Below are 21,707 nucleotides of genomic sequence, written 5' to 3'. Positions count from 1 at the left end.
GGGAGGAGCCCGATGGGGGAGACTGCGGCGGCGGACCGTCCGCCGCAGACACGGAAAGGTGGGTGCGCGATGACCGTTCCCGGGACGGGGACGCCCTGGCTGCGCCGTTTCCACGCCGGGCCCGGCGCCCGGCTCACGGTGGTGCTGTTCCCGCACGCGGGTGGGACGGCCAACTTCTACCGGGAGTGGTCGGCCCACCTGCCCGAGGAGTACGCGCTGGTCGTCGTGCAGTACCCCGGCCGGGAGACCCGGTTCGGCGAGCCCCTGCCCGAGCGGCTGGAGGACCTGGCCGAGGGCGCCGCCGCGGCTCTGGAGGGGCACCTGACCGGCCCCTACGCGCTGTTCGGCCACAGCATGGGATCGCTGGTCGCCTACGAGACCGCCCGCCGCCTGGCGGGCGGCCCGCTGGGCCCGCCGGTGCGCCTGTTCGCGTCGGCGCGGCGCGCCCCCGGCCTGGAGGGTTCCCCGTCCGGGATCCACCTGCTGGACGACGACGCCCTGGTCGCCGTCATCGAGAAGCTCGGCGGCACGCCCCCCGGCCTGCTGGACGACCCCGACCTGCGGTCCCTGGTACTGCCCGCGGTGCGCGGCGACTACCGGCTCATCGACGCCTACCGGCCCGCCGCCCCCGAACCCCTGGACGTGCCGGTCACGGCGCTGGCCGGGGCCGATGACCCCTCGGTCACCCCTGCGGAGGTGGACCGCTGGGGCGGCTTCACCACACGCGGGCACGTCCTGGAGGTCCTGCCCGGCGACCACTTCTTCCCCGTCCGGCGGCGGAACGAGGTGCTGCGCATCCTCACCCGCGACCTCGCGCCCTGATCCGGCCCGGTGGAGGGGGACGGCCCGGCTACCGGAGCCGTGGCCGGTCTCCGCGGTGCCGCCTGTGGGCGGAGGCCGTCACACGCGCGGGTCCACCGGGCCTGATCGGGCCCGCAGAGCGGTGGCCGGGGAACCAGCCGCGGCCGGTCTCCGTGGGACCGCCCGTGGGCGGAGGCCGTCACGCGCGTGGGTCCACCGCCCCTCCGCCGCTGAGGCCGGGGCGGCCCCGGAAGCCTGCGCGCGCGGGTCCACCAGGTCCGATCGGGTCCACGGGAGGCGCGGCCGGTCTCCGCGGTGCCGCCCGCGGGCGGACGCGGTCACACGCGTGGGTCCACCGGGTCGGACGCCGGGCCCTCGACCCGGTACCGGTCCAGGGCGGTGACCACGTAGGCGCCCTCCGCGTCGGCCCCGTCGGTCCAGGAGGTGGTGCCGGTGACACCCAGCAGGGCGTCGGCGCTCAGCGCCTCGCACACGTCGTCGACGCCGCCTGCGGCCACCGCCTCCACCTGGTCGGGGTCGATGCGGTAGACCGCGTAGGAGCGCGCCCCCTCCACCGCGTCCCAGGTCAGCTCGGTGCCCTCGTCGCCGGTGTCGGCGTTCAGCCCGCGCACCGCCGCGACCTCGGGGTCGGCGTCGGGCGCCACGTCGCCCAGGGGCGGCAGCGCCGGGTCGGCGTAGTACTCCTCGCGCAGGCGGCCGAACGCGTCGGCGGCCTCCTCGGTGAGCGACATGAAGGAGAAGTACACGTCGCCGCCCACCTGCTCGACGCCGTCGGAGTAGTCGAGCTGGTCGGTCAGCGCGTTGTCGCCGCGCCAACCGGGCTCGCCCGCCCGGTAGGCGGCCTGCCCGATGTACAGGTCCACACCGGTGCCCTCGACCTGGTCGGCCCACCAGTCGGTGAGGACCTCGTAGTCGGCGGCGGCGAACCCGCGCTCCCAGTACAGCTGCGGCACCACGTAGTCGACGGTGCCGTCCTGGATCCAGGTGCGGGTGTCGGCGTGCTGGGCGGCGTAGGACTCCAGGCCGTTGGTGTCCGACCCGGCCGGGTCGCTGCCCGAGTTGCGCCAGATCCCGAACGGTGAGATGCCGAACCGCACCCAGGGCTTGTCCTGCTGGATGCGCTCGTGGATCCCGGCGACGAACCGGTTGACGTTGTCGCGGCGCCAGTCGTCGCGGTCGTCGAAGCCGCCGCCGTGCGCCTCCCACGAGTCGTCGTCGGCGAACTCCTCGCCGTCCTTGGGATAGGGGTAGAAGAAGTCGTCGAAGTGGACGCCGTCGATGTCGTAGCGGTCCACGACGTCCATGATCACGTCGGTGACCCACTCCCGGACCTCGGGGTCGCCGGGGTCGAGGAACCCCTCGCCGCCGTAGCGCACCATCCAGTCGGGGTGCTCCTTGACGGGGTGGTCGTCGGCGAGGGTCTCCAGGTCGGAGGAGATGCCGACGCGGTAGGGGTTGAACCAGGCGTGCAGCTCCAGGCCGCGTTCGTGCGCCCCGGCGACGGCGTATTCGAGGGGGTCGTAGCCGGGGTCGCCGCCCTGCTCGCCGGTGAGGTAGCGCGACCAGGGTTCCAGGTCGGACTCGTAGACGGCGTCGGTGGTGGGGCGCACGTGCAGGAACACGGTGTTCAGGCCCAGGTCGGCGGCCTCGTCCAGGCGCTCGTCCAGCTCGGCCTGCTGTTCCTCGGCGGACAGGCCCGGCTCGGAGGGCCAGTCGATGTTGCCGACGGTGGTGAGCCAGGCGCCGCGCATCTGCCGCTTGTCGTCGGCGGCCTGGCACGGGGAGGAACCGGGGCCGGGTGCGGGGCTGTCGGTGGAACCCGCGACCACGTATCCGGCGGCGATCACCGCGGCGGCGGCGCCGAAGGCGGCCCACCTGCGGTAGGGGCGGGGTGCGGGGCGGGTGCTGTGTCGGCCGGGTGCCACATGACCTCCTCGGGGCCTGGCTGGGGGCGCCGTGCGGCGCACCAGGCCTCAGAGTAGGTCATTGCATAACATTTCAGACACGCAGAAGCCTCGAAGAGAATATTTTTACCTTCTGCGGGTAAACCCAACGGGTGTTCTGTGGCCCTAGTCGGTGACCGCCTGGCCGTGCTTCCAGTAGCCGATGAACGTGATGTCGTCCTTGGCCACCCCGCGCTCGCGCACCAGGTGGCGGCGCAGCTCGGTGGGCAGCGCGTTCTCCCCGGCCACGAAGCAGTACATGCGCTCATCGGGCAGGTCGGCGGCGCGCACCGCCTCCAGGGCCAGACGCCCGGGCACCTCGTGTGGGTCGGTGCGGGCCAGCCAGTGCACCTCCACCCCCGGCAGCGAACGCAGCGGGCGCACGTCGTCGGCCGAGGGCACCTCCAGGTACACGCGGGCCTTCAGGGTCTCGGGCGCCTGCTCCAGGACCGACACCAGCGCCGGGAGCGCGCTCTCGTCGCCCACCAGCAGCTGGAACGCCGCGCCGGGGGAGGGCAGGTAGTAGACGCCGTCGGTGAGCAGGCCGATCTCGTCGCCCGGGCGCGCGGCCCGCGCCCACGCCGAGGCGGGGCCGCCCTCGCCGTGGTCGACGAACTCGATGTCCATCTCCCGCGCCGCGGCGTCGAACCGGCGCACCGAGTAGTTGCGCACGTAGGGCTGGCGCTCCTTGGGCATGTCGTACAGCTGCGACACCCAGCGGCGGTCGGCGGCGGTGGGCAGGGTCAGGCGCTCCTGCCCCGGCCGGGTCAGGAACAGCCGCACGAACTGGTCGCGCCCCAGGAACTCGAACTCCGCGAGCTCCTCCCCGCCCAGCGTCACGTTGATGAAGTGCTTGGTGACCCGTTCGGTGCGCACGACGCGGGCGCGCATGACGGCGCGGTGGGCGGGGTTCTCGACACGCACGGGCACTCTTCTCGGGATCGGACGAACGAGCACGAACTTCCCTGAGGTTAGCCTTACCAACCCCCACCCGTCGACCCGGGTCCCACGACCGGTGTCCGGTGCCGTGGAGGCGCGGGTCAACCCGCCGGGGGCGCGGGGGTGACCGGGGCCGGGTCCCCGACGGGGGTGACGGGGGCCTCGACGGGGGTGGCGCCGGGGGCGAGGGGGCGCAGGACGTGCGGTGAGCGCGGCTTGCGCCAGGCGGTGTTGTTCCTGGTCAGCGGTTGTGAACAGGTGGTGCACCAGTCGGCGGAGGCCGCCTCGTCGCCGCAGTCGGTGCAGAACACCCGCAGCTCCATGTCCGGCGCGTCGCCGCTCTCGCGGCCCCAGCGGGCCAGGGCGTGCAGCACCGGGAGGGTGGCCTCCCCGCGTTCGGTGAGCGCGTACTCGTGGCGGGTGCGCCCGCGCTCCCTGTAGGGGTGGCGCTCCAGCAGGCCGTGGTCGACCATGCGCGCGAGCCGGGAGCTGAGAACGGTGTCGGCGATGCCCAGGGCGGCGCGGATGCCGTCGAACCGGGTGTTGCCGGTGAACACCTCGCGCAGGATCACCACCACCCACGGGTCGCCCAGCACGTCCAGCCCGCGGGAGATCGGACAGGGCAGCCCGGACCAGTCGGAGCGCAGCGGCATCGTGTCCCTCCCCGGGGTCGGTGGCCGTCCGGTACCGATGCTAGCCTCGGACGACCAACTTTCTTCAAGATAGCCAGATGGAGCCCTCCCGTGCGAACGACCCCCGGTGCGCGTGCGATCCACCCCGCGTGGGCCATCGCGGCCGTCGCCTTCCTCGCCCTGATCGCCGCGGCCGGGTTCCGCGCCGCCCCGGGCGCCCTCATGCTCCCCCTGGAGGAGGAGTTCGGCTGGTCGCGCGGCGACGTCTCCGCCTCCGTCACCGTCAACCTGCTGCTGTACGGCCTGACCGCGCCGTTCGCCGCCGCGCTCATGGCCCGGTTCGGCATGCGCAGGGTCATCCCGGCGGCGCTGCTCCTGGTCGCCGCCGGGGCCGGGCTCAGCACCCTGGCCACCGCCCCCTGGATGCTCGTCGCCACCTGGGGCCTGCTCATCGGCCTGGGTACCGGCTCCATGGCCCTGGCCTTCGCCGCCACCGTCGCCGACCGCTGGTTCGTGCGCTCCCGGGGACTGGTCATCGGCATCCTCACCGCGGGCGGGGCCGCCGGGCAGCTCGTGTTCCTGCCCCTGGTGGCCTGGCTCGCCGGGGCCCACGGGTGGCGCAGCGCCACCCTGCTCATCGCCGCCGCGGCGCTGGCCGTGGTCCCCCTGGTGCTGCTCCTCCTGCGCGACCACCCCCAGGACGCGGGCACCACCCCCTACGGCGCCCCCGCCGACTGGACCCCGCCGCCGCGGGCCGTCGGCAACCCCGCCCGCACCGCCCTGACCACCCTGGCCCGGGCCGCCCGCACCCGAACGTTCTGGGCGCTGGCCGCCGGGTTCGCCATCTGCGGGGCGACCACCAACGGCCTGGTCGGCACCCACTTCATCCCCAGCGCCCACGACCACGGCATGCCCCAGACCACCGCCGCCGGGCTGCTCGCCCTGGTGGGGATCTTCGACATCGTCGGCACCGTCGCCTCCGGCTGGCTCACCGACCGGGTCAACCCGCGGATCCTGCTGGCGGTCTACTACTCCGGGCGCGGGGTGGGCCTGGCCGTGCTGCCGTTCCTGCTGTCGGAGTCGGTGCACCCGCCGATGATCGTGTTCATCGTGATCTACGGACTGGACTGGGTGGCGACCGTGCCGCCCACCGTGGCGCTGTGCCGGGAGGTGTTCGGCGCCGACGGACCGGTCGTGTTCGGCTGGGTGTTCGCCGCCCACCAGATCGGCGCGGCGGTCGCCGCCGCGGTCGCCGGGATCGTCCGCGACGGCACCGGCGAGTACACCCTGGCCTGGTTCGGTGCCGCGGGCCTGTGCGCGGTGGCCGCCCTGCTGTCCTGGATGATCCGCACCCGCGCCCCGGAACCCTCCGTCCCGGCTCAGCCCGCCGGGCCCAGCCGCCGGTCCAGGATCTGGGCCAGCACGGCACAGCCGCGCCGCAGCTCCGGCGGGGACGCCGAGCCGTAGCCCAGCACCAGACCGTGCACGGTCGGCGCGGCGTGGCTGGTGCGGCCGGTGTCGTCCACCACCACGCCGCGGGCGGCCGCCTCGGCGACCACCGGCCCCACCTCCCCGGCGGGCAGCGGCAGCATCGCGTGCAGCCCCGCGGTGTCCCCGGTCAGGCGCGGCCCCAGGTGCTCGATGAGCAGGGCGCGGCGGCGCGCGTACTCGGCGCGCATCCGCCGCAGGTGCCGGTCCAGGTCGCCGCGCTCCAGCAGCAGCGCCGTGGCGGCCTGCACCGGACCCGGGGTGCGGTCGGTCAGGTCGCGGCGCACCCGCGCCAGGTGCTCCACCAGGTCGGGTTCGGCCACGATCCACCCGATGCCCAGGTCCGGGGTGAGGGTCTTGGACAGGGTCCCCAGCAGCACCACCCGCCCCGGGTCCATCCCGTACAGGGCGGGCAGCGGCGCCACGTCGTAGCGGAACTCGGCGTCGTAGTCGTCCTCGATGACCACCGCCCCCGTCGCCCGCGCCCAGGCGATGAGGCGTTCGCGGCGGGGCACCGGCAGCCGCCCGCCCAGCGGGTACTGGTGGGCCGGGGTGGTGTACACCAGGCCCAGGCCGTCGGGGAGCGTGTCCACGACCAGCCCGTCGTGGTCCACCGGGCACGGAACGATGCGCGCGCCGCGCGCGGCCAGCACGGTGCGGGCCTTCCCATACCCCGGCTCCTCCACCCCCACCCGGTCGCCCGGGGCGATCAGGGCCGCCCCCGCCAGGTCCAGCCCGTTGCCGGTGCCGCGGGTGACCAGGATGTTCTCCGGCCCCACGGCGATCCCGCGGGCCCGGCGCAGGTGCTCGGCGAGCAGGGCGCGCAGCCCGGGCAGGCCGCGCGGGTCCGGGTCGTCGTCCTGGGGCAGGTCGGCGGCGCCGCGCCAGGCCCGCCGCCAGGCGGCCCGGTCCACCGACCCCACCCAGGGCGTGCCCGGCCGCAGGTCGATGAGCCCGCGTTCGCGCAGTTCGGAACGGGTGGGCCGGTGTTCGAGCCCGGTACGCGCGCTGCGGGCCGCGGCGGCGCGCCAGGCCGGTTCGATGGGCGCGGGCTCGGCCGGCGCGGGCGCGGCGCCCGGGGCGACGAACGTGCCCGACCCGTGCCGCCCCTCCAGCCACCCCTCGGCGTACAGCTGCTGGTAGGCGTCGGTGACGACGGTGCGGCTGACCCCCAGCTGGGCGGCGAGGGTCCGGCTGGAGGGCAGCCGCTCGCCCGGGGTGAGGGACCCGCCGGCCATGGCGGCGCGCAGGGCCGCGGCCAGCTGGAGGGTGAGCGGTGCGCCGTCGGAGCGGTCCAGGTGCAGGGCCGGTTCGGCGTGCTGTCGGGGCACGGGTGCGGGCTTCCTAGAGGCGGAGGTGGTACAGGCCGACCGGGGCGGGCGGCGGCAGCGGCGGGCCGGTGTCGGGACCGGGGGCGGTGTGGAAGGACCGCAGCAGATGGCCGACCAGGCGGCGGGCGGCGGCCAGGGCCGCCTCGGGGGTGTCGGCGCGGATGCCGCCGACGGCCATCAGGACCAGGGTGAGGTCGGTGCGGTCGAAGTCGGCGCGCAGGGCCCCGGCCTGTTTGGCGCGCCGGATCAGCCGCGCGAACCCCTCCTCGGCCTGTGCGCGGCGCTCCTCCAGCTCGGGGGAGAGGGCGGCGCCGCGCAGGAACGCGGCGCCGAACCCCCGGTCGGCGACCTGCATCGCCGCGATGCGGTGCAGCGCGGCGGCGAACCCGCGCCAGGGGTCGGGGTCGGCCTGCGCGTGGTCGATGACGTCGGCGCAGGCGGACGCCTGGTCGGTGAAGGCCTCGGAGACCAGGTCGTCGCGGGTGGGGAAGCGCCGGTAGAGGGTGGCGGTACCCACCCCGGCGCGGCGGGCGATGGTGGCCATGGGCACGTCGATGCCGTGGGCGGCGAACGCCTCGCGGGCAGCGCGCAGGATGCGTTCGCGGTTGCGCGCGGCGTCGGCGCGCAGCGCGGGCCCGGGCGGTGCCGATTCGGGAGGTGGCGACTCGGGCGGCGCGGACTCGGGAGGTGCCGACCCGGGCGCTGTCGGCTCGGGCGGTGCGGGTTCGTGCGGTACGGGCTCGGTCGGCGCCGACCCGGGCGGTGCCGCTTGGGACGGCGTGGGCTCGCGCAGTGCCGACTCGGGCGGTGCGGGCTCGGGCGGCGCGATCTGAGACGGATCACCGGGCATGTGTCTCACATTACCGCTAAGTGGACGGTGCCCTCCGTTTCGCTGGTTACCGTTCACGGGGCACGGGCCGAGGAACGGTCCGCACGCCCCACCGTGAACGGAGGAGACGGGTGGCACAGGAGATGCGCGCGGCGATGTACGACCGGTACGGGCCGCCGGAGGTGATCTACGAGGGGCGCCGCCCCGTCCCCGACCCCGGAGACGACCGGGTCCTGGTGCGGGTGCTGGCCTCCAGCGTCAACGGCGGCGAACTCTCCGGCCGCTCGGGCGCCCTGGGCCTGCTGGGCGAGTTGATCCTCGGGAGGTTCCCCAAGGCGGTGGGCCTGGACTTCGTCGGCGACGTGGCCGCGGTGGGGCCGAACGTGCGCGGTGTCGAGGTGGGCGAGCGGGTGTGGGGCCTGCTGCGCGGTTTCGGCGCCACGGCCGAGTACGCGACGGTGGCACCGGACCGGCTCGCCGCCGTCCCGCCGGGGCTGGACCCACTCCAGGCGGTGGCGATCCCGGTGGCCACCACCACCGTCACCGCGCTGCGCGACAAGGCAAGGCTGCGCCCGGGCGAACGGCTGCTGGTGCGCGGCGCCACCGGCGGCGTCGGGGTGAGCGGGGTGCAGCTGGGCAAGGCCTACGGCGCGCACGTCACCGCCCTGGCCCGGGCCGAGCACCTGGACCTGGCCCGGGAGCTGGGCGCCGACGAGGCCTTCGACTACCGCACCACCTCCCCGGCCGACCTGGGCCGGTTCGACGTGGTGATGGACACCGTCGGCACGGATCTGCGCGCCTACCGGCGGCTGCTGGCCCCGGGCGGGCGGATGGTCGCGGTGTCGTTCGACCTGGACCGCCCGTTCCGGTCCCTGGGCCACATCCTGGGCTCGGCGGTGCACGGCCGCGGCCGGGTGCGGTTCTTCAGCGGCAACCCGCGCCGGGAGCTGCTGGAGGAGGTGGCCCGCCTGGCCGAGGCCGGCGACCTGCGGCCGGTGGTGGACCGGGTGTTCCCGCTCTCGGACGTGGCCGGGGCGCACCGGGCGCTGGAGGCCGGGGGCGTGCGCGGCAAGGTGGTCGTCGACACCACGGCCTGAACCCGCCGCCCGGACCCGAAAAGTGGTCGTGCGTTTCGGGGTGGAAGTGGCCCTGTCCAGAGGTCCACCCGGCTCCTAACGTGGAGGCATGCTCTCCACCACCGAAACCGCGGCCGCCCCCGCCCCGCAGGCCCCGGCCGACCCGGACACCACCTCCACCCCGAACACCGTGTCCACCCCGGACGCCGCGTCCGCACCCCTGTCGGCCACCGACCGGACCCGGATGCGCCGGGGCAGGCACAAGCAGCGCGAGGACCGCGCCGAGCTGTACGCCCTGCTCGACGCGGGCCTGTTCTGCCACCTGGGGGTGGTCGTGGACGGCGCCCCGCGCGTGCTGCCCACCGCCTACGGGCGCATCGGCGACACCCTCTACCTGCACGGGTCCACGGGGGCGCGGTCGCTGAACACCGACGGCGAGGTGTGCGTGACGGTCACCCTGGTGGACGCCCTGGTGCTGGCCCGGTCGGCGTTCCACCACTCGGTCAACCACCGGTCGGCGATGATCTACGGCCGCCCGCGGGTGGTGACCGACCCGGACGAGGAGACGGCCGGGCTGCGGGCCCTGACCGAGCAGATCGCCCCCGGGCGGTGGGACCACATCCGCGAGCCGAACCGCAAGGAGATGGCGGCCACCCGGGTGCTGGCGCTGTCGCTGGCCGAGGCGTCGGTGAAGGTCCGTACCGGGCCCCCGGTGGACGACGAGGAGGACATGGACCTGGACGTGTGGGCGGGGCTGGTCCCGGTCCGGCAGGTGTTCGGCGAACCGGAGCCGGATCCGCGACTGAAGGAGGGTGTCGGGGTTCCGCGCCATCTGCGGGAGCACCGCTCGCCCGCGTGACACCGGGTTCACCGGGTGCGGGGGGACGCGGGTCCCCCCGCTCGCGCGGAACCGGTTGTGCGCGGCGCACGGGATGACTATGTTCTGCTGTGATCACTCGCAGTAGTCGCAGTCTCACGTGAAGGAGTGTGCCCTGGTGTTGCGCGGCCTCCTGCCCCCGGCCCTCGCCGTCACCCTGCTGCTGGCCCCCGCGGCTCCGGAGGTCCCCGCCACCCCGGGGACCTCCGGAACCGCCGCGGCCCCCGCCGCCGACGCGTCCGCGAACGCGGGGCAGGGCGCACCGGACACCTGCCGCCGACCCGTCCCCGCGGTCCCGGCCGACCCCGCCGACCCCTCCCGGACCGCCTCCTGCCGGGCCTGGCCGCGGCTGCCCGCCGACCCCGACCCCCGCGCCCTGGCCGAGCGCATCCGCGACCGGATGCCCCTGCCCGCGCCCATGGGCCAGGCCGACCGGGCCGTGGCCGCCGACACCCCCCTGAAACCGCGCCCGCGCCCCCAGGCCCGCCGTGACCTGCACGTCGCCGCCACCGCCCGCGGCCACCGGGTCACCGTCGTGGCGGTGCCCCACAGCGTCCGCTGGGAGATGGGCGACGGGACCGTCCTCACCTGCGAGGTCCCCGACGACGACTGCTCCCACACCTACACGCGCCCCTCCCACGCCGAACCCGAGGGCGCCTACACCGTCACCGCCACCCTGTCCTGGCAGGTGGGCTGGCACGACGACAACGGCGACGGCGGCGCCCTGGAACCCCTCACCTCCGAGGCCACCCGCTCCGTGCGGGTACGCCACATCGAGGCGCAACTGCTCTGACCCGCCGCGGCACCGCCGTGCCCGGGGCCCGGCCGGTCCTCCGGGGCACGGCGCTCCCACCGGTCGTGGCCGGGCACCGAGAACCCGCGGCGCCGGAGCCCCGGGGCGCGGCCGCTCACCGGCCGGTACCCGCACCGGCCGGTACCCGCACCGACCGGACGAAGGCCTCCTCCGGCCTCCGCGGCCGCCGCACCTAGAGCGACCGGTAGTGGGCGCGCACGTCCGGCGGCAGCTTCTCGATCGCGGCCCGCAGCAGCGGCCGCGGCGCCGCGCCCGCGTGCGCGTCCAGGAACGCCAGCAGCCGGTCGCGGTCGGCGTCCCCGGCCGCCCGCAGCATCCACCCCACCGCCTTCTGGACCAGCGCGTGGTCGTCCTCCAGCAGGATCTCCGACAGCGCGAAGGTGTCGTCCAGGTCCCCGTGCGCGATGAAGTGCGCCGTCGCCACGATCGCGGTGCGCCGCTCCCACGGGTTCTCCGAACGCGCCAGGGTGTACAGCACGTCGCGCGGCCGCTCGCGCAGATGGCGGCCGACCACGTGGAACGCCGCCAGGTCCACCAGGTCCCAGTTGTTCACCCGGTCGTGCCGGCGCAGGTACAGCTCCGCCAGCGCGCCCACGTCCTCGGGGGTGGCCCGCTTGTCCCGCGCCTTCTTCTCCATGATGCTCATCGCCCCGGCGCGGGCCTCGTGGACCGGGCTGTCCATGAGCTTCTCGATCTCGTCCAGGCCCATCGCCCGGAACTCCTTGGCCAGCGCGAACACCGTGCCCATCCGCACCCCGACGAAGTGGTCGTCGGGGTCGGGGTCGTCGGCGTCGAACCGGAAGTACCGCTGGTATTTGCGCAGCTCCTCGTCGCTGCGGTGCTCGTCGAGGCGGGCCAGGAACGCTGCGGCGGTGGGTGGTTCGCTCATGGGCCCATTGGACCGTGAACGGCCCCCGCAGGGCCAGGGCCGAACCGCGAAAAGTTCGTTCGAGTGGAGGACATCAAGTGGCCTCCACCCCCGAAAGAGTGGGGCCGTCCGAGCGGAACGCATGAGACGAGGGAGAGACATGACCATTCTGGTGACCGGTGCGACGGGGACCGTCGGACGCCACCTGGTGCGGTGGCTGGTCGAGCGGGGGCACCCCGTCCGGGCGCTCACCCGCCGCCCCGACCGCGCCGACCTCGGTCCGGGTGTGGAGGTGGTCGGCGGCGACCTCACCGACACCGCCACCCTCAAGGACGCCTTCGCCGGGGTGGACGGCGTCCACCTCATCACCTTCGGCGGCGACGACGGGGCCGAGCTCGACGACGCCGCCGGCATCGTCGATCTGGCCGTCGCCTCCGGGGTGCGTCGCGCCACCGTCCTGGGCGCGTTCGGCGGCAGCCCGCTGGAGGACGCCGTGCGCACCGACCGCCTGGAGTGGACGGCGCTGCTCCCGCTGGAGTTCATGTCCGGCGCCCTGGAGTGGGCCCCCGGCGTGCGGGAGTCGGGTGCGGTGCGCACCCTGGCCGCCTGGCCCAGCGCCGTCGTCCACGAGGCCGACATCGCCGCCGTCGCGGGCGTCGCCCTCACCGGGGGCGGCCACGGCGGCCGCGACCTGGTCCTGACCGGCCCGCAGGCGCTCACCCCCGCGGAGCGTGCCCGCGCGCTGGGCGAGGCCCTGGGGAGCGAGGTCGCCTGGGTGCACCTGACCCCGGACCAGGAGCGCGAGCGCCTGCGCGCCCAGGGCTTCCCGGAGGAGTACGTGGAGTTCGGCATCACCCTGGCCACCGACCCGCCCGAGGTCGCCGCCCGGGTGCTGCCCACGGTGGAGGAGGTCACCGGGCGCCCCGCGCTCACCTTCGCCGAGTGGGCGCGCGAGCACGCCGACGCCTTCCGCGCCTGAGCACCGGCGCCTTCCGGGCCTGAACCCGGTGCCGGGCGGCCGCCGCCCGCGGCCACACCGCCGTCAGCGGCCGCCCGGCCTCACACAGGTACGGCCTCGATGAGCGCGTACCCCGAGGACCGCGCCAGGACGCCCACCGACGCCAGCGCGAACCCGGTCCCGGCGAACAGCGCCTCGAAATCGGACCGGGTCCGCTCCCGGCCGCCGGTGTTGACCAGCATGTTCAGGTCGCTCAGGAACGGCACCGGCGACTCGTCCGCGCCGGGCCCGTCCGGCAGCATCGGCTCCACCAGCAGCAGTCGGCCGCCCCTGGCCACCGCCTCCCGGCAGCGGGCCAGGATCGCCGCGGCCCGCTCGTCGTCCCAGTCGTGGACGATGCTCTTGAGCAGCAGCACGTCCCCGGCCGGGACGGAGCGGAAGAAGTCCCCGGACACCACCGAGCACCGGTCGGCGACCCCGGCCCGCTCCAGGACCGCCGGGGCGCGGGCGGCGCCGCCGGGCGCGTCGAACAGCACCCCGTTCAGGTGCGGGTGGCGGGCCAGCACCGCCGAGAGCAGCGTGCCGTCGCCGCCGCCCACGTCCACCACCGTGGTGAACGGCGCGAAGTCGTAGGCGTTCGGCAGCACCCGGGCGGTGCCGCGGGTGCGGTCGGCCATGGCGTTGTGGAACATCTCCGCCAGCGCGGGCCGCCCGTCCAGGTACTCGAAGAACGACGTGCCGTGCACGTACTCGAACGCCACCGACCCGTCGCGCACGCTCCGCGGCAGCTCCCGCCAGGAGTCCAGCAGCAGCGGGTCCGTGTAGAACCGGGCGACGGCCGCCATGGAGTCGGGGTGGTCGGTGCGCAGCAGGTGCCCGGCCGGGGTGAGGGAGTAGCGGCCCGGGCCGGTCTCGGCCACCAGGTCCACGGCGGCCAGCGCCCGCAGCAGGCGTTCGAGGGTGTCGGCGCGGGCACCCAGGGAGCGGGCCAGGTCGGCGGCGCCCGCCTCCCCCCTGCCCAGGGCGTCGGGCAGGCCCAGGCGGACGGCCCCGCCGACCAGGTGGGCGACCATGCCGCCGAACAGCATCCGGCCCAGGGTGAGGTGGGCGTGGGGGTTCTCGCTCGTGTCACCCAACGGGTCACTCCTCGGGTTCGGCGTGGCGGGGCAGGACCGCGACCGGGACGGTGGCGGTGTGCAGCACACCCTGGCTGACCGAGCCCAGGAACACGCCCCGGACGCTGCCGCGGCCCCGGGAGCCGACCACGATGAGGTCGGCCTGCGCCCCGGCCTCCACCAGGGCCTCCACCGGGTTCTTGCGGGTGCGCACCACGGACACGTCCACGTTCTCGACGGCCTCGTCGATGACCTCGGCCAGCACCCCGGCGACGATCTCCTCCGACTGCCGGTCCAGGAAGTCCTCGGGCGGGGTCCACCCCGAGGCGATCAGCGACTTGGACGCGAACGGGGTGGGCGCCTCCCAGCTGTTGACCACGATCACCTCGGCGTCCGCGACCCGGGCCGCCGCGTGCAGGGCGAAGTCCAGGGCGTGCTGGGAGTCCAGGGAGCCGTCCACGCCGACCACGATGCGGCGGGGCTCGACGGGGACCGTGCCGCCCTCGGCCGGCCGGGGCACCACGACGACCGGGCAGGCGGCGCGGGCGGCCAGGCGGATGCCCGCCGACCCGGCCAGGGCCGAGCGGACCGGTCCGAAGCCGCGCGAGCCCACCACCAGCAGGTCGCCGGGGTCGGAGCGGCGCAGCAGCGCCACCGGGGGCTCCTCCAGCGCCAGGTCGGTGAGGACCTCGACCCCGGGGCGGATCTCGCGGGCGTACCCGGCCTCCTTCTCCAGGATGCGCCGCCCCTGCTCGGAGATCTCCTCGGTGGGAGGGAACCGGGTGCGCCCGGCGTAGACGCTCATCACGACCGGCATGGACAGGGCGTGCACCACCTTGAGCGGCCACCCCCGGCGCTCGGCCTCGGCGGCGGCCCACTCCAGGCCCGCACGCGCCTCGGCGGAGCCGTCCACACCCGTCACCACCGCCGGGATGTGCCCCTGGTCGTCGGTCATCGCCGCTACCTCCTTCGCCCGTGGCGCCGTGGCCCGCGCCCTCCAAGGAGTGTGCCCCACGGGCGGTACGGGAACCGGGAACACGGCTGGTGTGGCGGAGAACTCGGGGCCCGGCCGCCCGGGCTCAGGCGCGCGTCGGCGCCCCGGCCTCGACCCCCTCCTCGGCCCCGGCGGTGCGGGCCGCGTGCTCCTCGGCCCACACGACCAGCGGGACGAGCCGGTCGGTGACCTCGCGACCGGCCCCGGTGAGGCTGTACTCCACGTGCGGGGGCACCACCGGGCGGGCGTCGCGCAGCACCAGGCCCTCGGCCTCGAAGGAGCGCAGGGTGCGGGCGAGCATCTTCTCGCTGACACCCCCGATGCGGCGCAGCAGCTCGCTCCAGCGCAGCGGGCCGTCCTTCAGCGCCACCAGGACCAGGACACCCCACTTGGAGGTCACCTCGCCCAGCAGTCGGCGGGACGGGCAGTCGGCGCTGAACACCTCGCCCTTGGGGAAACCCCGTGTAATGCTCACCCTCCCCAAGCTACCCGCAGGGCGCCCCCGGCGGGCGGGACCGGCCGGTCAGGGGAGTGCGGCAGGCCCGAGCACGCCCCCGGGCGGCTATCGTCCGGTAGGCGGGCCGGGAACGGCCCGGGGCCGCGGAGCGGCCGGCACGGAGCAGCACAGACAAGGAAACCCCGGCTTGCAGACGAACACCCCGGCGCCCCAGGACCCGAGCACCGATCGGCGCACCATGCCCCCGTGGCTGCCCCGCGCGGTGCTGATGGTGATGTGGACCGTCACGGCCTTCGGGGTGACCCTGTGGCTGTTCCTCCAGTTGCAGGGGCTCATCGTCCTGCTGCTGATCTCCCTGTTCCTGGCGCTGGCGCTGGAGCCCGCCGTCAACTGGCTGCACCGGCGCCGCTGGCCCCGCGGCCCGGCCACCGGCGCGGTCATGCTCCTGGTGGTGCTGGCGACCGGGGTGTTCCTGAGCATGCTCGGCTCCATGCTGATCGGGCAGGTGCTGGCCCTGGCGGCGGAGACGCCGCGGATGCTGCGCGCGGCGCTGGTCTGGACCAACTCCACGTTCGGCACCGACTACTCGCCCACCACCCTGATCGAGCAGGTCACCAGCGCCAGCGGGGTGGTCCAGCAGTACGCCTCGCGGATCGCCGACAACGCGCTGGGGGCGGGCACGACCCTGCTGGGGCTGCTGTTCAACGGGCTGGCGGTCGCGCTGTTCACGTTCTACCTGTGCGCCGACGGCCCGCGCTTTCGCCGGGTGATCTGCTCGGTGCTGCCGCCGCGGACCCAGCGCGAGGTGCTGCGGGCCTGGGAGATCGCGATCGAGAAGACCGGCGGGTACCTGTACTCCCGGGCGCTGATGGCCCTGGTGTCGGCGGTCTCGCACTACCTGGTGCTGGTGGCGCTGGACGTGCCGTTCGCGTTCGCGCTGGCGCTGTGGGTGGGGGTGCTGTCGCAGTTCATCCCAACGGTCGGCACCTACATCGGCGGGTTCGTCCCGGTGCTGGTGGCGCTGTTGCAGGGGCCCTGGGCGGCGGTGTGGGTGCTGGTGTTCGTGGTCGTCTACCAGCAGTTCGAGAACTACGTGCTGCAGCCGCGCATCACCGCCAAGACGCTGGACATGCACCCGGCGGTGGCCTTCGGGTCGGTCCTGGCGGGCGTGGCGATCATGGGGGCGCCGGGCGCGCTGCTGGCGCTGCCGATGGGGGCGAGCCTCCAGGCGTTCCTGGGGTCCTACATCCGGCGCTACGAGGTGGCGCAGCATCCGCTGCTCAGCGACTCGGAGGAACCGGTGGCGGCGGGGGCCAAGGCGCCGCCCGAGGAACCGGAAGGGTCCGCGGGGGAACCCGGGGCGGAACCCGGCGGGGACGACGGCGGCGGTTCCGGCACACCGGGTCCGACGACCCCCTGACGCCCTGACCTCTTGCCTAACATTCAGGTGGGTACCTGACAAAAAGGTGGGTACCAGAACTTTGGAATGTGCTTCCCACCTGCAAGGTTGACCCTGGGCGACGGCCGGGGAGGTCCCGGCCGGGGAATCGGAAGGACCCTTCATGTCCGTCGTCATCGTGGGTGCCACCGGCCACCTGGGCCGCCTCGTCGTGGAGGAACTGCTGGAGCGGGGGACCCCCGCCGGGGAGGTCGTCGCGACCGGCCGCGACGCCGACCGCCTGGCCGCGCTCGCCGAGCGGGGGGTGCGCACCGCTCGCGTCGACCTGGACGACCCGGCCACCCTGCCGTCCGCCCTCGCCGGGGCCGACACCCTGCTGCTGATCTCCACCAGCGAGCCGGGCCGCCGCCTGCCCCAGCACCGCGCCGCCGTCGAGGCCGCGGCCGCCGCCGGGATCGGGCACATCGTCTACACCAGCGCGCCCAGGGCGGACGACACCACCCTGGTGCTGGCCCCCGACCACAAGGCCACCGAGGAGCTGCTGGCCGCCTCGGGGATCGCCCACACGGTCCTGCGCAACAACTGGTACAACGAGAACTACGAGTCGCAGCTGTACGCCGCCCGCGACCACGGGGCGTTCGTCGGCGGCGCCGGACAGGGGCGGGTGCCCAGCGCCTCGCGCCGCGACTTCGCGGCCGCCGCCGCGGTGGTGCTGGCCGACCCGGCCGCCCACGCGGGCGCGGTGTACGAGCTGACCGGCGACACCGCCTGGACCTACCCCGAGCTGGCCGAGACGCTCTCGGCCGTGCTGGGCAGGGAGGTCGTCTACAAGGACCTGTCCACGGCCGAGCACATCGCGGCCCTGGTCGAGGCCGGTCTGGACGAGGGCACCGCCTCCTTCGTGGCCGCCCTGGACGCGAACATCCGCGACGGTGTCCTGGGCGAGCCCACCGGCGACCTGCGCCGCCTCACCGGCCGCCCGTCCACCCCGATCGCGGACACCCTGCGCGACCTGGCCTGACGAACGGGAGCGGGCCCCGGCGACCGGTTCGACCGTGCCGGGGCCCGTTCCCGCGGGCCCTCACCGCCGCTTCAGCAGGGCCCGCATCTGTTCCATGTACGCCATGGCCTCGTCACGGTTCGCGAACCGCGGCGGCTCCGCGGGGATGTCCGGCCGACGGTCCGCGGGCAGCCGGGAGTACATCTCCGCGAGCCCGGCGTGGATCCTGTCGCACTCGCGTTGCAGGGCCGCCAGTTTCTGCTCCTCCGCGGCCTCCGCCGACGCCTCCGCCGCGGCGAGCTCCTGCCGGGAGCCGTAGGTCCGCGGCTCCTCGCCGGACCTCCTCCTGAACCACTGCCTCGGTCCCATGGGCGGACGCTCCCCTTCCTGTCGCGGGCGTGGCCATTATTCACGCCTCGGACAGGACCCGCTGGGCGATGCGGAACGCCGCGTTGGCGTCCGGGACGCCGCAGTAGATCGCGCTCTGTAGCACGACCTCCTTGATCTCCTCCTCGGTCAGCCCGTTGCGCACGGCGGCGCGCACGTGCATGGCGAACTCCTCGTGGTGGCCGCGGGCGATGAGCGCGGTGAGGGTGATCATCGACCGGCTGCGCCGGTCCAGGCCCGGGCGGGTCCACACGGTGCCCCACGCGTAGCGGGTGATGAACTCCTGGAAGTCGGCGGTGAAGTCCGTGGTCGCGGCGACCGCCCGGTCCACGTGGGCGTCGCCCAGCACCTCGCGGCGCACCGCCATGCCCGCCGCGCGCACCTGCTCCTGGGTCAGGGCGCCCGGGTCGGCGGGCGGGGCGGCAGGGATCGCGGCGGGCGGGGCGGCGAAGTGGCCGCGCAGCAGGGCGGCGACCCGGTCCGGGGCCTCGGCCGGGGCCAGGTGGGCCACCCCGTCCAGGACCTCGGCCCGGCCCCGGCGCACCCCGCGGGCGATGGCCTCCAGCGACGCGGGCGGGGTGGGCCCGTCCTCGGCGCCCGCGACGGCGAGCACCGGAGCGGTGACCTCCCCGAGCCGGTCGCGCACGTCGAACCCGGCCAGGGCCTCGCAGGCCAGCGCGTAGCCCTCGGCGTCGGCGTCCTGGAGCACGTGCAGCAGCGCGGCGGCGGTGGCCGGTTCGCGCTCCACGAACCCCGGGGCGAACCACCGTCTGGCGGAGACCTCCACCACGGCCGGGGTGCCCGAGGCGCGCACCGTCGCGGCCCGTTCGCGCCACCCGTCGGGTTCGCCGATGCGCGCCCCCGTGCACAGCAGCGCCGCCGACCGCACCGCCTCGGGGGCGTCCAGCAGCAGGCGCAGGCCCACGGCCCCGCCGATGGAGTCGCCCGCGTAGAGGAAGGAGCGGTCGGTGTCCCCGCCCCCGGCGGCGCGCGCGCCGGTGACCCCGCGGGCGAACACCAGCACCCCCCGGGCCAGCTCGGCCAGCGTGAACGGCTCCTTGGCGGCCGGGGCGCCGCCGTGCCCGGGCAGGTCCCAGCCCACCACGTGGAAGGCGTCGCCGAGCCGGTCGGCGGCCGCCGACCACAGCGTCGCCGCCGAGGTGCCCAGCGAGGGGCCCACGAGCAGCAGCGGAAGGTCGGGGCCTCCGGCGAGTTCGGCTCCGGTGATGTGCGGGATCGTCATGTGTCGGTCTCCGGCGGGTCGGTGTCCAGAAAGCGGTCGGCGCGGGCCAGGGCGGTGTCGATGAGGGCGTCGGCGGCGCCCAGGGGCAGGGCCCCTCCCACAGGTTCGGCACGGGTATCGGCACCGGTGAACGCGGTGATGGCGCGGGCCTCGGCGGTCAGCCCCTCCCGGGCCCCCTCCGCCGTCGCCGCCATCCGGTCGGCGTCCACCCGCAGCCCCGCCAGCAGCTCCCGGGTCTGGGAGGCCGCGGTGGCGGTGCGCCGGGCCAGCGTGCGCAGGGTCGCCCACTCGGCGTGCCAGGCCCCGTCCGGGCGTTCGTCCACGGCCAGCGCCGCCGCCAGGTGCAGGGTCGAGGCCAGCGGGGGAGCGGCCAGGGCCGCCCGCCGGACGAGCACCGACAGCACCGGGTTGCGCTTGTGCGGCATGGCCGAGGAACCGCCGCGCCCCTCGGCGGCGGGTTCGGCCACCTCGGCGATCTCGGGCCGGGACAGGGTGGCGACGTCGGCGGCCACCCGCCCCCAGGCGTCGGTGCAGGCCACCAGGGCGTCGCCCAGGGCGGTGACGGTACCGCGCGAGGTGTGCCAGGGCGCGGCCGCCGCCAGCCCCAGCCGCCGTGCCGCCCCGGCCACCAGGTCCGTCGCGGCGGCCACCGGGTCGGCTGCGCCGCTCGCCCGGGCCAGGTCCACGACGGCCGACCGGGTCCCGGCGGCGCCGCCGATCTGCACCGGCAGCCGCGGCCGGTCCAGGGCGTCGGCGGCGTCCAGCACCCCGCCCAGCCACCCGGCGGCCCTGAGCCCGAAGGTGGTGGGCACCGCGTGCTGGGTGAGGGTGCGCCCGGCCATCACCGTGCCCCGGTGGGCGCGGGCCAGCCCGGACAGCGCGGCGACCTGGTGGCGCAGGTCCGCGCGCACCTGTGCCAGGGTGTCGCGGGCGCACAGCACCAGCGCGGTGTCCACCACGTCCTGGCTGGTCAGCCCGCGGTGCACCCAGGGGGCGGCGGGGCCGTCGGCGCGTTCGCGCAGCAGCCCCACCAGGGCGATGACGGGGTTGCCGCCGCCCTCGGCGGCGCGCGCCAGGGCGGGCAGGTCCTCGGCACCGACCAGGCCGGACAGGTCGGCGGCGGCCGGGGCGACGCCCGCCCCGGCCAGGGCGTCCGCCCAGGCCTGCTCGACGGCCACCATGGCCGCCAGCCAGGCGCGTTCGGTGAACAGGTCCCCGGCCCGCTCGTCCCCGGGCCAGAACAGGTCGGTCATGGCGTCCGCGCCCGGTACCCGGACAGGTCCAGGAACACGGTCTCGCCCTCGCCCTGCAAACGGATGTCGAACTCCAGCCCCCGCCCGTCGCGGCGGGCGATCAGGGTGGCGCGGCGTTCGGCGGGCAGCGACGCCAGCAGCCGGTCGGCGGCCAGCGCGGCGGCGTCGTCCGGCAGGTAGGCGCGGGTGAACAGCCGGTCCGTCAGCCCGCGCGCGAACACGGTGACCGCGAAGAACGCCGCCGCCCCCGGCTCGGTGGGGCCCGGCTCCAGGGTGCTGAACGTGTACCGCCCGTCGCGCCCGGTCGAGGCGCGCCCGAACCCGGTGAAGGTCCACCCGTCCCGGCGCAGCGACCCCGCCTCGCGCGGGACGGAGCCGTCCGGGCGGGCCTGCCAGATCTCCACCAGGGCGTCGGGCAGCCCGTTCCCGGCGCCGTCGGTGACGGTCCCGCTCAGCCGGACCGCCCCCGCCGAGCCCGGCGGCACGAGGTCGCGGTCGCCGTCGTAGGGCAGGCCGTAGTGGAAGAACGGGCCGACCGTCTGGCCGGGGGTGGTCCGCAGCGGAGGCGCCCCCGTGGCGCCCTCGGGAATGGTGCTCACGCGTCGTCGCCCTCCTCGTTCTCCATGAGGGTGCCGTGCGCACCGCCCAGGACGATGTCCCACCGGTACCCGGTCGCCCACTCGTGCGTGGTGACGTCGTGGTCGTAGGCCGCCACGAGCATCGCCCGGTCCCGCGGGTCGGTGACCGATTGCAGGATCGGGTCCAGCGCGAACAGCGGGTCGCCCGGGAAGTACATCTGGGTGACCAGCCGCTGGGAGAACTCGGTCCCGAACAGCGAGAAGTGGATGTGGGCGGGGCGCCACGCGTTGTGGTGGTTGCGCCACGGGTAGGGCCCCGGCTTGATCGTCTGGAACCGGTAGTACCCGTCGTCGTCGGTCAGGCACCGTCCCGCGCCGGTGAAGTCGGGGTCCAGCGGGGCCGGGTGGCGGTCGCGTTTGTGCACGTAGCGGCCGCCCGCGTTGGCCTGCCAGACCTCCACCAGCTGGCGGCGCACCGGCCGCCCACGGGCGTCGGTGACCCGGCCGGTGACGACCATGCGCTCGCCGATGGGCTCGCCCGCGCCGCCGATGGTCAGGTCGGCCTCCAGCGGGTCCACGTCGCGCTCCCCGAAGCAGGGGGCCCAGCGCTCGATGGTCTCGGGGTCGGCGTGGTGGAGGTCCTTGGTGGGGTGGCGCAGCGCGCTGCTGCGGTAGGGCGGGTAGTCGAGGGCGGGCTGGGCGGG

General features: G+C 75.5%; 22 protein-coding genes. 8 read left to right on the top strand and 14 right to left on the bottom strand.

The genetic code is table 11. From position 1 onward, the window contains the following. Positions 1-69: 69 nt before the first annotated feature. Positions 70-822, top strand: a complete 753-nt coding sequence (locus tag ACJOT3_RS22305; protein ID WP_406975028.1) for a thioesterase II family protein — start codon at positions 70-72, stop codon at positions 820-822. 317 nt (positions 823-1,139) lie between these two features. Here ACJOT3_RS22305 and ACJOT3_RS22300 read toward each other — a convergent pair whose 3' ends face one another. The 3 genes from ACJOT3_RS22300 to ACJOT3_RS22290 form a co-directional block, all read right to left on the bottom strand. Then, a complete protein-coding gene (locus ACJOT3_RS22300; RefSeq protein WP_406975027.1) occupies positions 1,140-2,747 on the bottom strand; it encodes a glycoside hydrolase family 10-like protein in 1,608 nt (535 codons plus the stop codon). A gap of 144 nt (positions 2,748-2,891) precedes the next feature. Continuing rightward, complete coding sequence (locus tag ACJOT3_RS22295) at positions 2,892-3,689, bottom strand: siderophore-interacting protein (RefSeq protein WP_406975026.1); 798 nt, start codon at positions 3,687-3,689, stop codon at positions 2,892-2,894. Between the two features lie 116 nt (positions 3,690-3,805). Next, positions 3,806-4,357: a winged helix-turn-helix transcriptional regulator gene (locus ACJOT3_RS22290; protein ID WP_406975025.1), complete on the bottom strand. Its 552-nt coding sequence runs from the start codon at positions 4,355-4,357 to the stop codon at positions 3,806-3,808. A 90-nt stretch (positions 4,358-4,447) separates the two neighbouring features. Here ACJOT3_RS22290 and ACJOT3_RS22285 point away from each other — a divergent pair, with 90 nt between their 5' ends. Next, on the top strand, positions 4,448-5,803 hold the full coding sequence (locus ACJOT3_RS22285) for an MFS transporter (RefSeq protein ID WP_406975024.1): 1,356 nt from the start codon (positions 4,448-4,450) through the stop codon (positions 5,801-5,803). Here the strand turns inward: ACJOT3_RS22285 and pdxR are convergent. Continuing rightward, positions 5,716-7,155 (bottom strand): MocR-like pyridoxine biosynthesis transcription factor PdxR, encoded by a 1,440-nt coding sequence (gene pdxR, locus ACJOT3_RS22280; RefSeq protein WP_406975023.1) that lies wholly within the window; start codon positions 7,153-7,155, stop codon positions 5,716-5,718. The two genes, ACJOT3_RS22285 and pdxR, sit on opposite strands and share 88 nt — an antisense overlap. A 13-nt stretch (positions 7,156-7,168) precedes the next feature. Then, on the bottom strand, positions 7,169-8,005 hold the full coding sequence (locus ACJOT3_RS22275; RefSeq protein ID WP_406975022.1) for a TetR/AcrR family transcriptional regulator: 837 nt from the start codon (positions 8,003-8,005) through the stop codon (positions 7,169-7,171). A 122-nt stretch (positions 8,006-8,127) separates the two neighbouring features. Here ACJOT3_RS22275 and ACJOT3_RS22270 point away from each other — a divergent pair, with 122 nt between their 5' ends. The 3 genes from ACJOT3_RS22270 to ACJOT3_RS22260 all read left to right on the top strand — a co-directional run bounded on the left by ACJOT3_RS22270 (position 8,128) and on the right by ACJOT3_RS22260 (position 10,730). Further along, positions 8,128-9,081 (top strand): NAD(P)-dependent alcohol dehydrogenase, encoded by a 954-nt coding sequence (locus ACJOT3_RS22270; protein ID WP_406975031.1) that lies wholly within the window; start codon positions 8,128-8,130, stop codon positions 9,079-9,081. Positions 9,082-9,304: 223 nt separating this feature from the next. After that, a complete protein-coding gene (locus ACJOT3_RS22265; protein ID WP_406975030.1) occupies positions 9,305-9,919 on the top strand; it encodes a pyridoxamine 5'-phosphate oxidase family protein in 615 nt (204 codons plus the stop codon). Positions 9,920-10,055: 136 nt separating this feature from the next. After that, positions 10,056-10,730, top strand: coding sequence for a hypothetical protein (locus ACJOT3_RS22260; RefSeq protein ID WP_406975021.1), 675 nt, complete (start codon positions 10,056-10,058; stop codon positions 10,728-10,730). 193 nt (positions 10,731-10,923) lie between these two features. On the opposite strand, the gene ACJOT3_RS22255 is transcribed toward ACJOT3_RS22260, so the two are convergent. Next, positions 10,924-11,640 (bottom strand): DNA alkylation repair protein, encoded by a 717-nt coding sequence (locus ACJOT3_RS22255; RefSeq protein ID WP_406975020.1) that lies wholly within the window; start codon positions 11,638-11,640, stop codon positions 10,924-10,926. A gap of 139 nt (positions 11,641-11,779) precedes the next feature. Here ACJOT3_RS22255 and ACJOT3_RS22250 point away from each other — a divergent pair, with 139 nt between their 5' ends. Further along, positions 11,780-12,598 (top strand): NAD(P)H-binding protein, encoded by an 819-nt coding sequence (locus ACJOT3_RS22250; RefSeq protein WP_406975019.1) that lies wholly within the window; start codon positions 11,780-11,782, stop codon positions 12,596-12,598. An 80-nt stretch (positions 12,599-12,678) separates the two neighbouring features. Here ACJOT3_RS22250 and ACJOT3_RS22245 read toward each other — a convergent pair whose 3' ends face one another. From ACJOT3_RS22245 to ACJOT3_RS22235, 3 genes are all read right to left on the bottom strand, one after another. After that, positions 12,679-13,713, bottom strand: coding sequence for a methyltransferase (locus ACJOT3_RS22245; RefSeq protein WP_406975018.1), 1,035 nt, complete (start codon positions 13,711-13,713; stop codon positions 12,679-12,681). Positions 13,714-13,717: 4 nt separating this feature from the next. After that, positions 13,718-14,647 (bottom strand): universal stress protein, encoded by a 930-nt coding sequence (locus ACJOT3_RS22240; RefSeq protein WP_406975017.1) that lies wholly within the window; start codon positions 14,645-14,647, stop codon positions 13,718-13,720. A 124-nt stretch (positions 14,648-14,771) separates the two neighbouring features. Continuing rightward, entirely contained in the window at positions 14,772-15,161 is a 390-nt protein-coding gene (locus ACJOT3_RS22235; protein WP_406975016.1) for a winged helix-turn-helix transcriptional regulator, read from the bottom strand. 220 nt (positions 15,162-15,381) lie between these two features. On the opposite strand from ACJOT3_RS22235, the gene ACJOT3_RS22230 reads away from it, so the two are divergent. Together ACJOT3_RS22230 and ACJOT3_RS22225 are read left to right on the top strand one after the other, a co-directional pair. Beyond that, positions 15,382-16,563: an AI-2E family transporter gene (locus ACJOT3_RS22230; protein WP_406975029.1), complete on the top strand. Its 1,182-nt coding sequence runs from the start codon at positions 15,382-15,384 to the stop codon at positions 16,561-16,563. A 142-nt stretch (positions 16,564-16,705) separates the two neighbouring features. Next, positions 16,706-17,563 (top strand): NAD(P)H-binding protein, encoded by an 858-nt coding sequence (locus ACJOT3_RS22225; RefSeq protein WP_406975015.1) that lies wholly within the window; start codon positions 16,706-16,708, stop codon positions 17,561-17,563. A 60-nt stretch (positions 17,564-17,623) separates the two neighbouring features. Here the strand turns inward: ACJOT3_RS22225 and ACJOT3_RS22220 are convergent, their stop codons facing one another. From ACJOT3_RS22220 to pcaH, 5 genes are all read right to left on the bottom strand, one after another. Then, complete coding sequence (locus tag ACJOT3_RS22220) at positions 17,624-17,911, bottom strand: hypothetical protein (RefSeq protein WP_406975014.1); 288 nt, start codon at positions 17,909-17,911, stop codon at positions 17,624-17,626. A 40-nt stretch (positions 17,912-17,951) separates the two neighbouring features. Beyond that, complete coding sequence (gene pcaDC / locus ACJOT3_RS22215; protein ID WP_406975013.1) at positions 17,952-19,172, bottom strand: bifunctional 3-oxoadipate enol-lactonase/4-carboxymuconolactone decarboxylase PcaDC; 1,221 nt, start codon at positions 19,170-19,172, stop codon at positions 17,952-17,954. Then, positions 19,169-20,425, bottom strand: coding sequence for a lyase family protein (locus tag ACJOT3_RS22210; RefSeq protein ID WP_406975012.1), 1,257 nt, complete (start codon positions 20,423-20,425; stop codon positions 19,169-19,171). The genes pcaDC and ACJOT3_RS22210 overlap by 4 nt, the downstream gene beginning before the upstream one ends. After that, entirely contained in the window at positions 20,422-21,024 is a 603-nt protein-coding gene (pcaG, locus tag ACJOT3_RS22205) for a protocatechuate 3,4-dioxygenase subunit alpha (protein WP_406975011.1), read from the bottom strand. The genes ACJOT3_RS22210 and pcaG overlap by 4 nt, the downstream gene beginning before the upstream one ends. Next, on the bottom strand, positions 21,021-21,707 hold a 687-nt coding region (gene pcaH, locus ACJOT3_RS22200), incomplete at its 5' end, for a protocatechuate 3,4-dioxygenase subunit beta (protein ID WP_406975010.1). The genes pcaG and pcaH, both read right to left, overlap by 4 nt.

Origin of the sequence: Nocardiopsis protaetiae (genome assembly GCF_045446735.1) — a bacterium.
GTDB classification, from domain to species: Bacteria; Actinomycetota; Actinomycetes; order Streptosporangiales; family Streptosporangiaceae; genus Nocardiopsis; species Nocardiopsis protaetiae.
This window is presented reverse-complemented; position numbering and strand designations above follow the sequence as displayed.

Bases quoted from the DNA above. Each gene is read 5' to 3' on its own strand.
- ACJOT3_RS22305 (WP_406975028.1), top strand. From the start codon at position 70: ATGACCGTTCCCGGGACGGGGACGCCCTGGCTGCGCCGTTTCCACGCC.
- ACJOT3_RS22290 (WP_406975025.1), bottom strand. From the start codon at position 4,357: ATGCCGCTGCGCTCCGACTGGTCCGGGCTGCCCTGTCCGATCTCCCGC.
- ACJOT3_RS22275 (WP_406975022.1), bottom strand. From the start codon at position 8,005: ATGCCCGGTGATCCGTCTCAGATCGCGCCGCCCGAGCCCGCACCGCCC.
- ACJOT3_RS22270 (WP_406975031.1), top strand. From the start codon at position 8,128: ATGCGCGCGGCGATGTACGACCGGTACGGGCCGCCGGAGGTGATCTAC.
- ACJOT3_RS22265 (WP_406975030.1), top strand. From the start codon at position 9,305: ATGCGCCGGGGCAGGCACAAGCAGCGCGAGGACCGCGCCGAGCTGTAC.
- ACJOT3_RS22255 (WP_406975020.1), bottom strand. From the start codon at position 11,640: ATGAGCGAACCACCCACCGCCGCAGCGTTCCTGGCCCGCCTCGACGAG.
- ACJOT3_RS22250 (WP_406975019.1), top strand. From the start codon at position 11,780: ATGACCATTCTGGTGACCGGTGCGACGGGGACCGTCGGACGCCACCTG.
- ACJOT3_RS22240 (WP_406975017.1), bottom strand. From the start codon at position 14,647: ATGACCGACGACCAGGGGCACATCCCGGCGGTGGTGACGGGTGTGGAC.
- ACJOT3_RS22230 (WP_406975029.1), top strand. From the start codon at position 15,382: ATGCCCCCGTGGCTGCCCCGCGCGGTGCTGATGGTGATGTGGACCGTC.
- ACJOT3_RS22225 (WP_406975015.1), top strand. From the start codon at position 16,706: ATGTCCGTCGTCATCGTGGGTGCCACCGGCCACCTGGGCCGCCTCGTC.
- ACJOT3_RS22220 (WP_406975014.1), bottom strand. From the start codon at position 17,911: ATGGGACCGAGGCAGTGGTTCAGGAGGAGGTCCGGCGAGGAGCCGCGG.
- pcaDC (WP_406975013.1), bottom strand. From the start codon at position 19,172: ATGACGATCCCGCACATCACCGGAGCCGAACTCGCCGGAGGCCCCGAC.
- ACJOT3_RS22210 (WP_406975012.1), bottom strand. From the start codon at position 20,425: ATGACCGACCTGTTCTGGCCCGGGGACGAGCGGGCCGGGGACCTGTTC.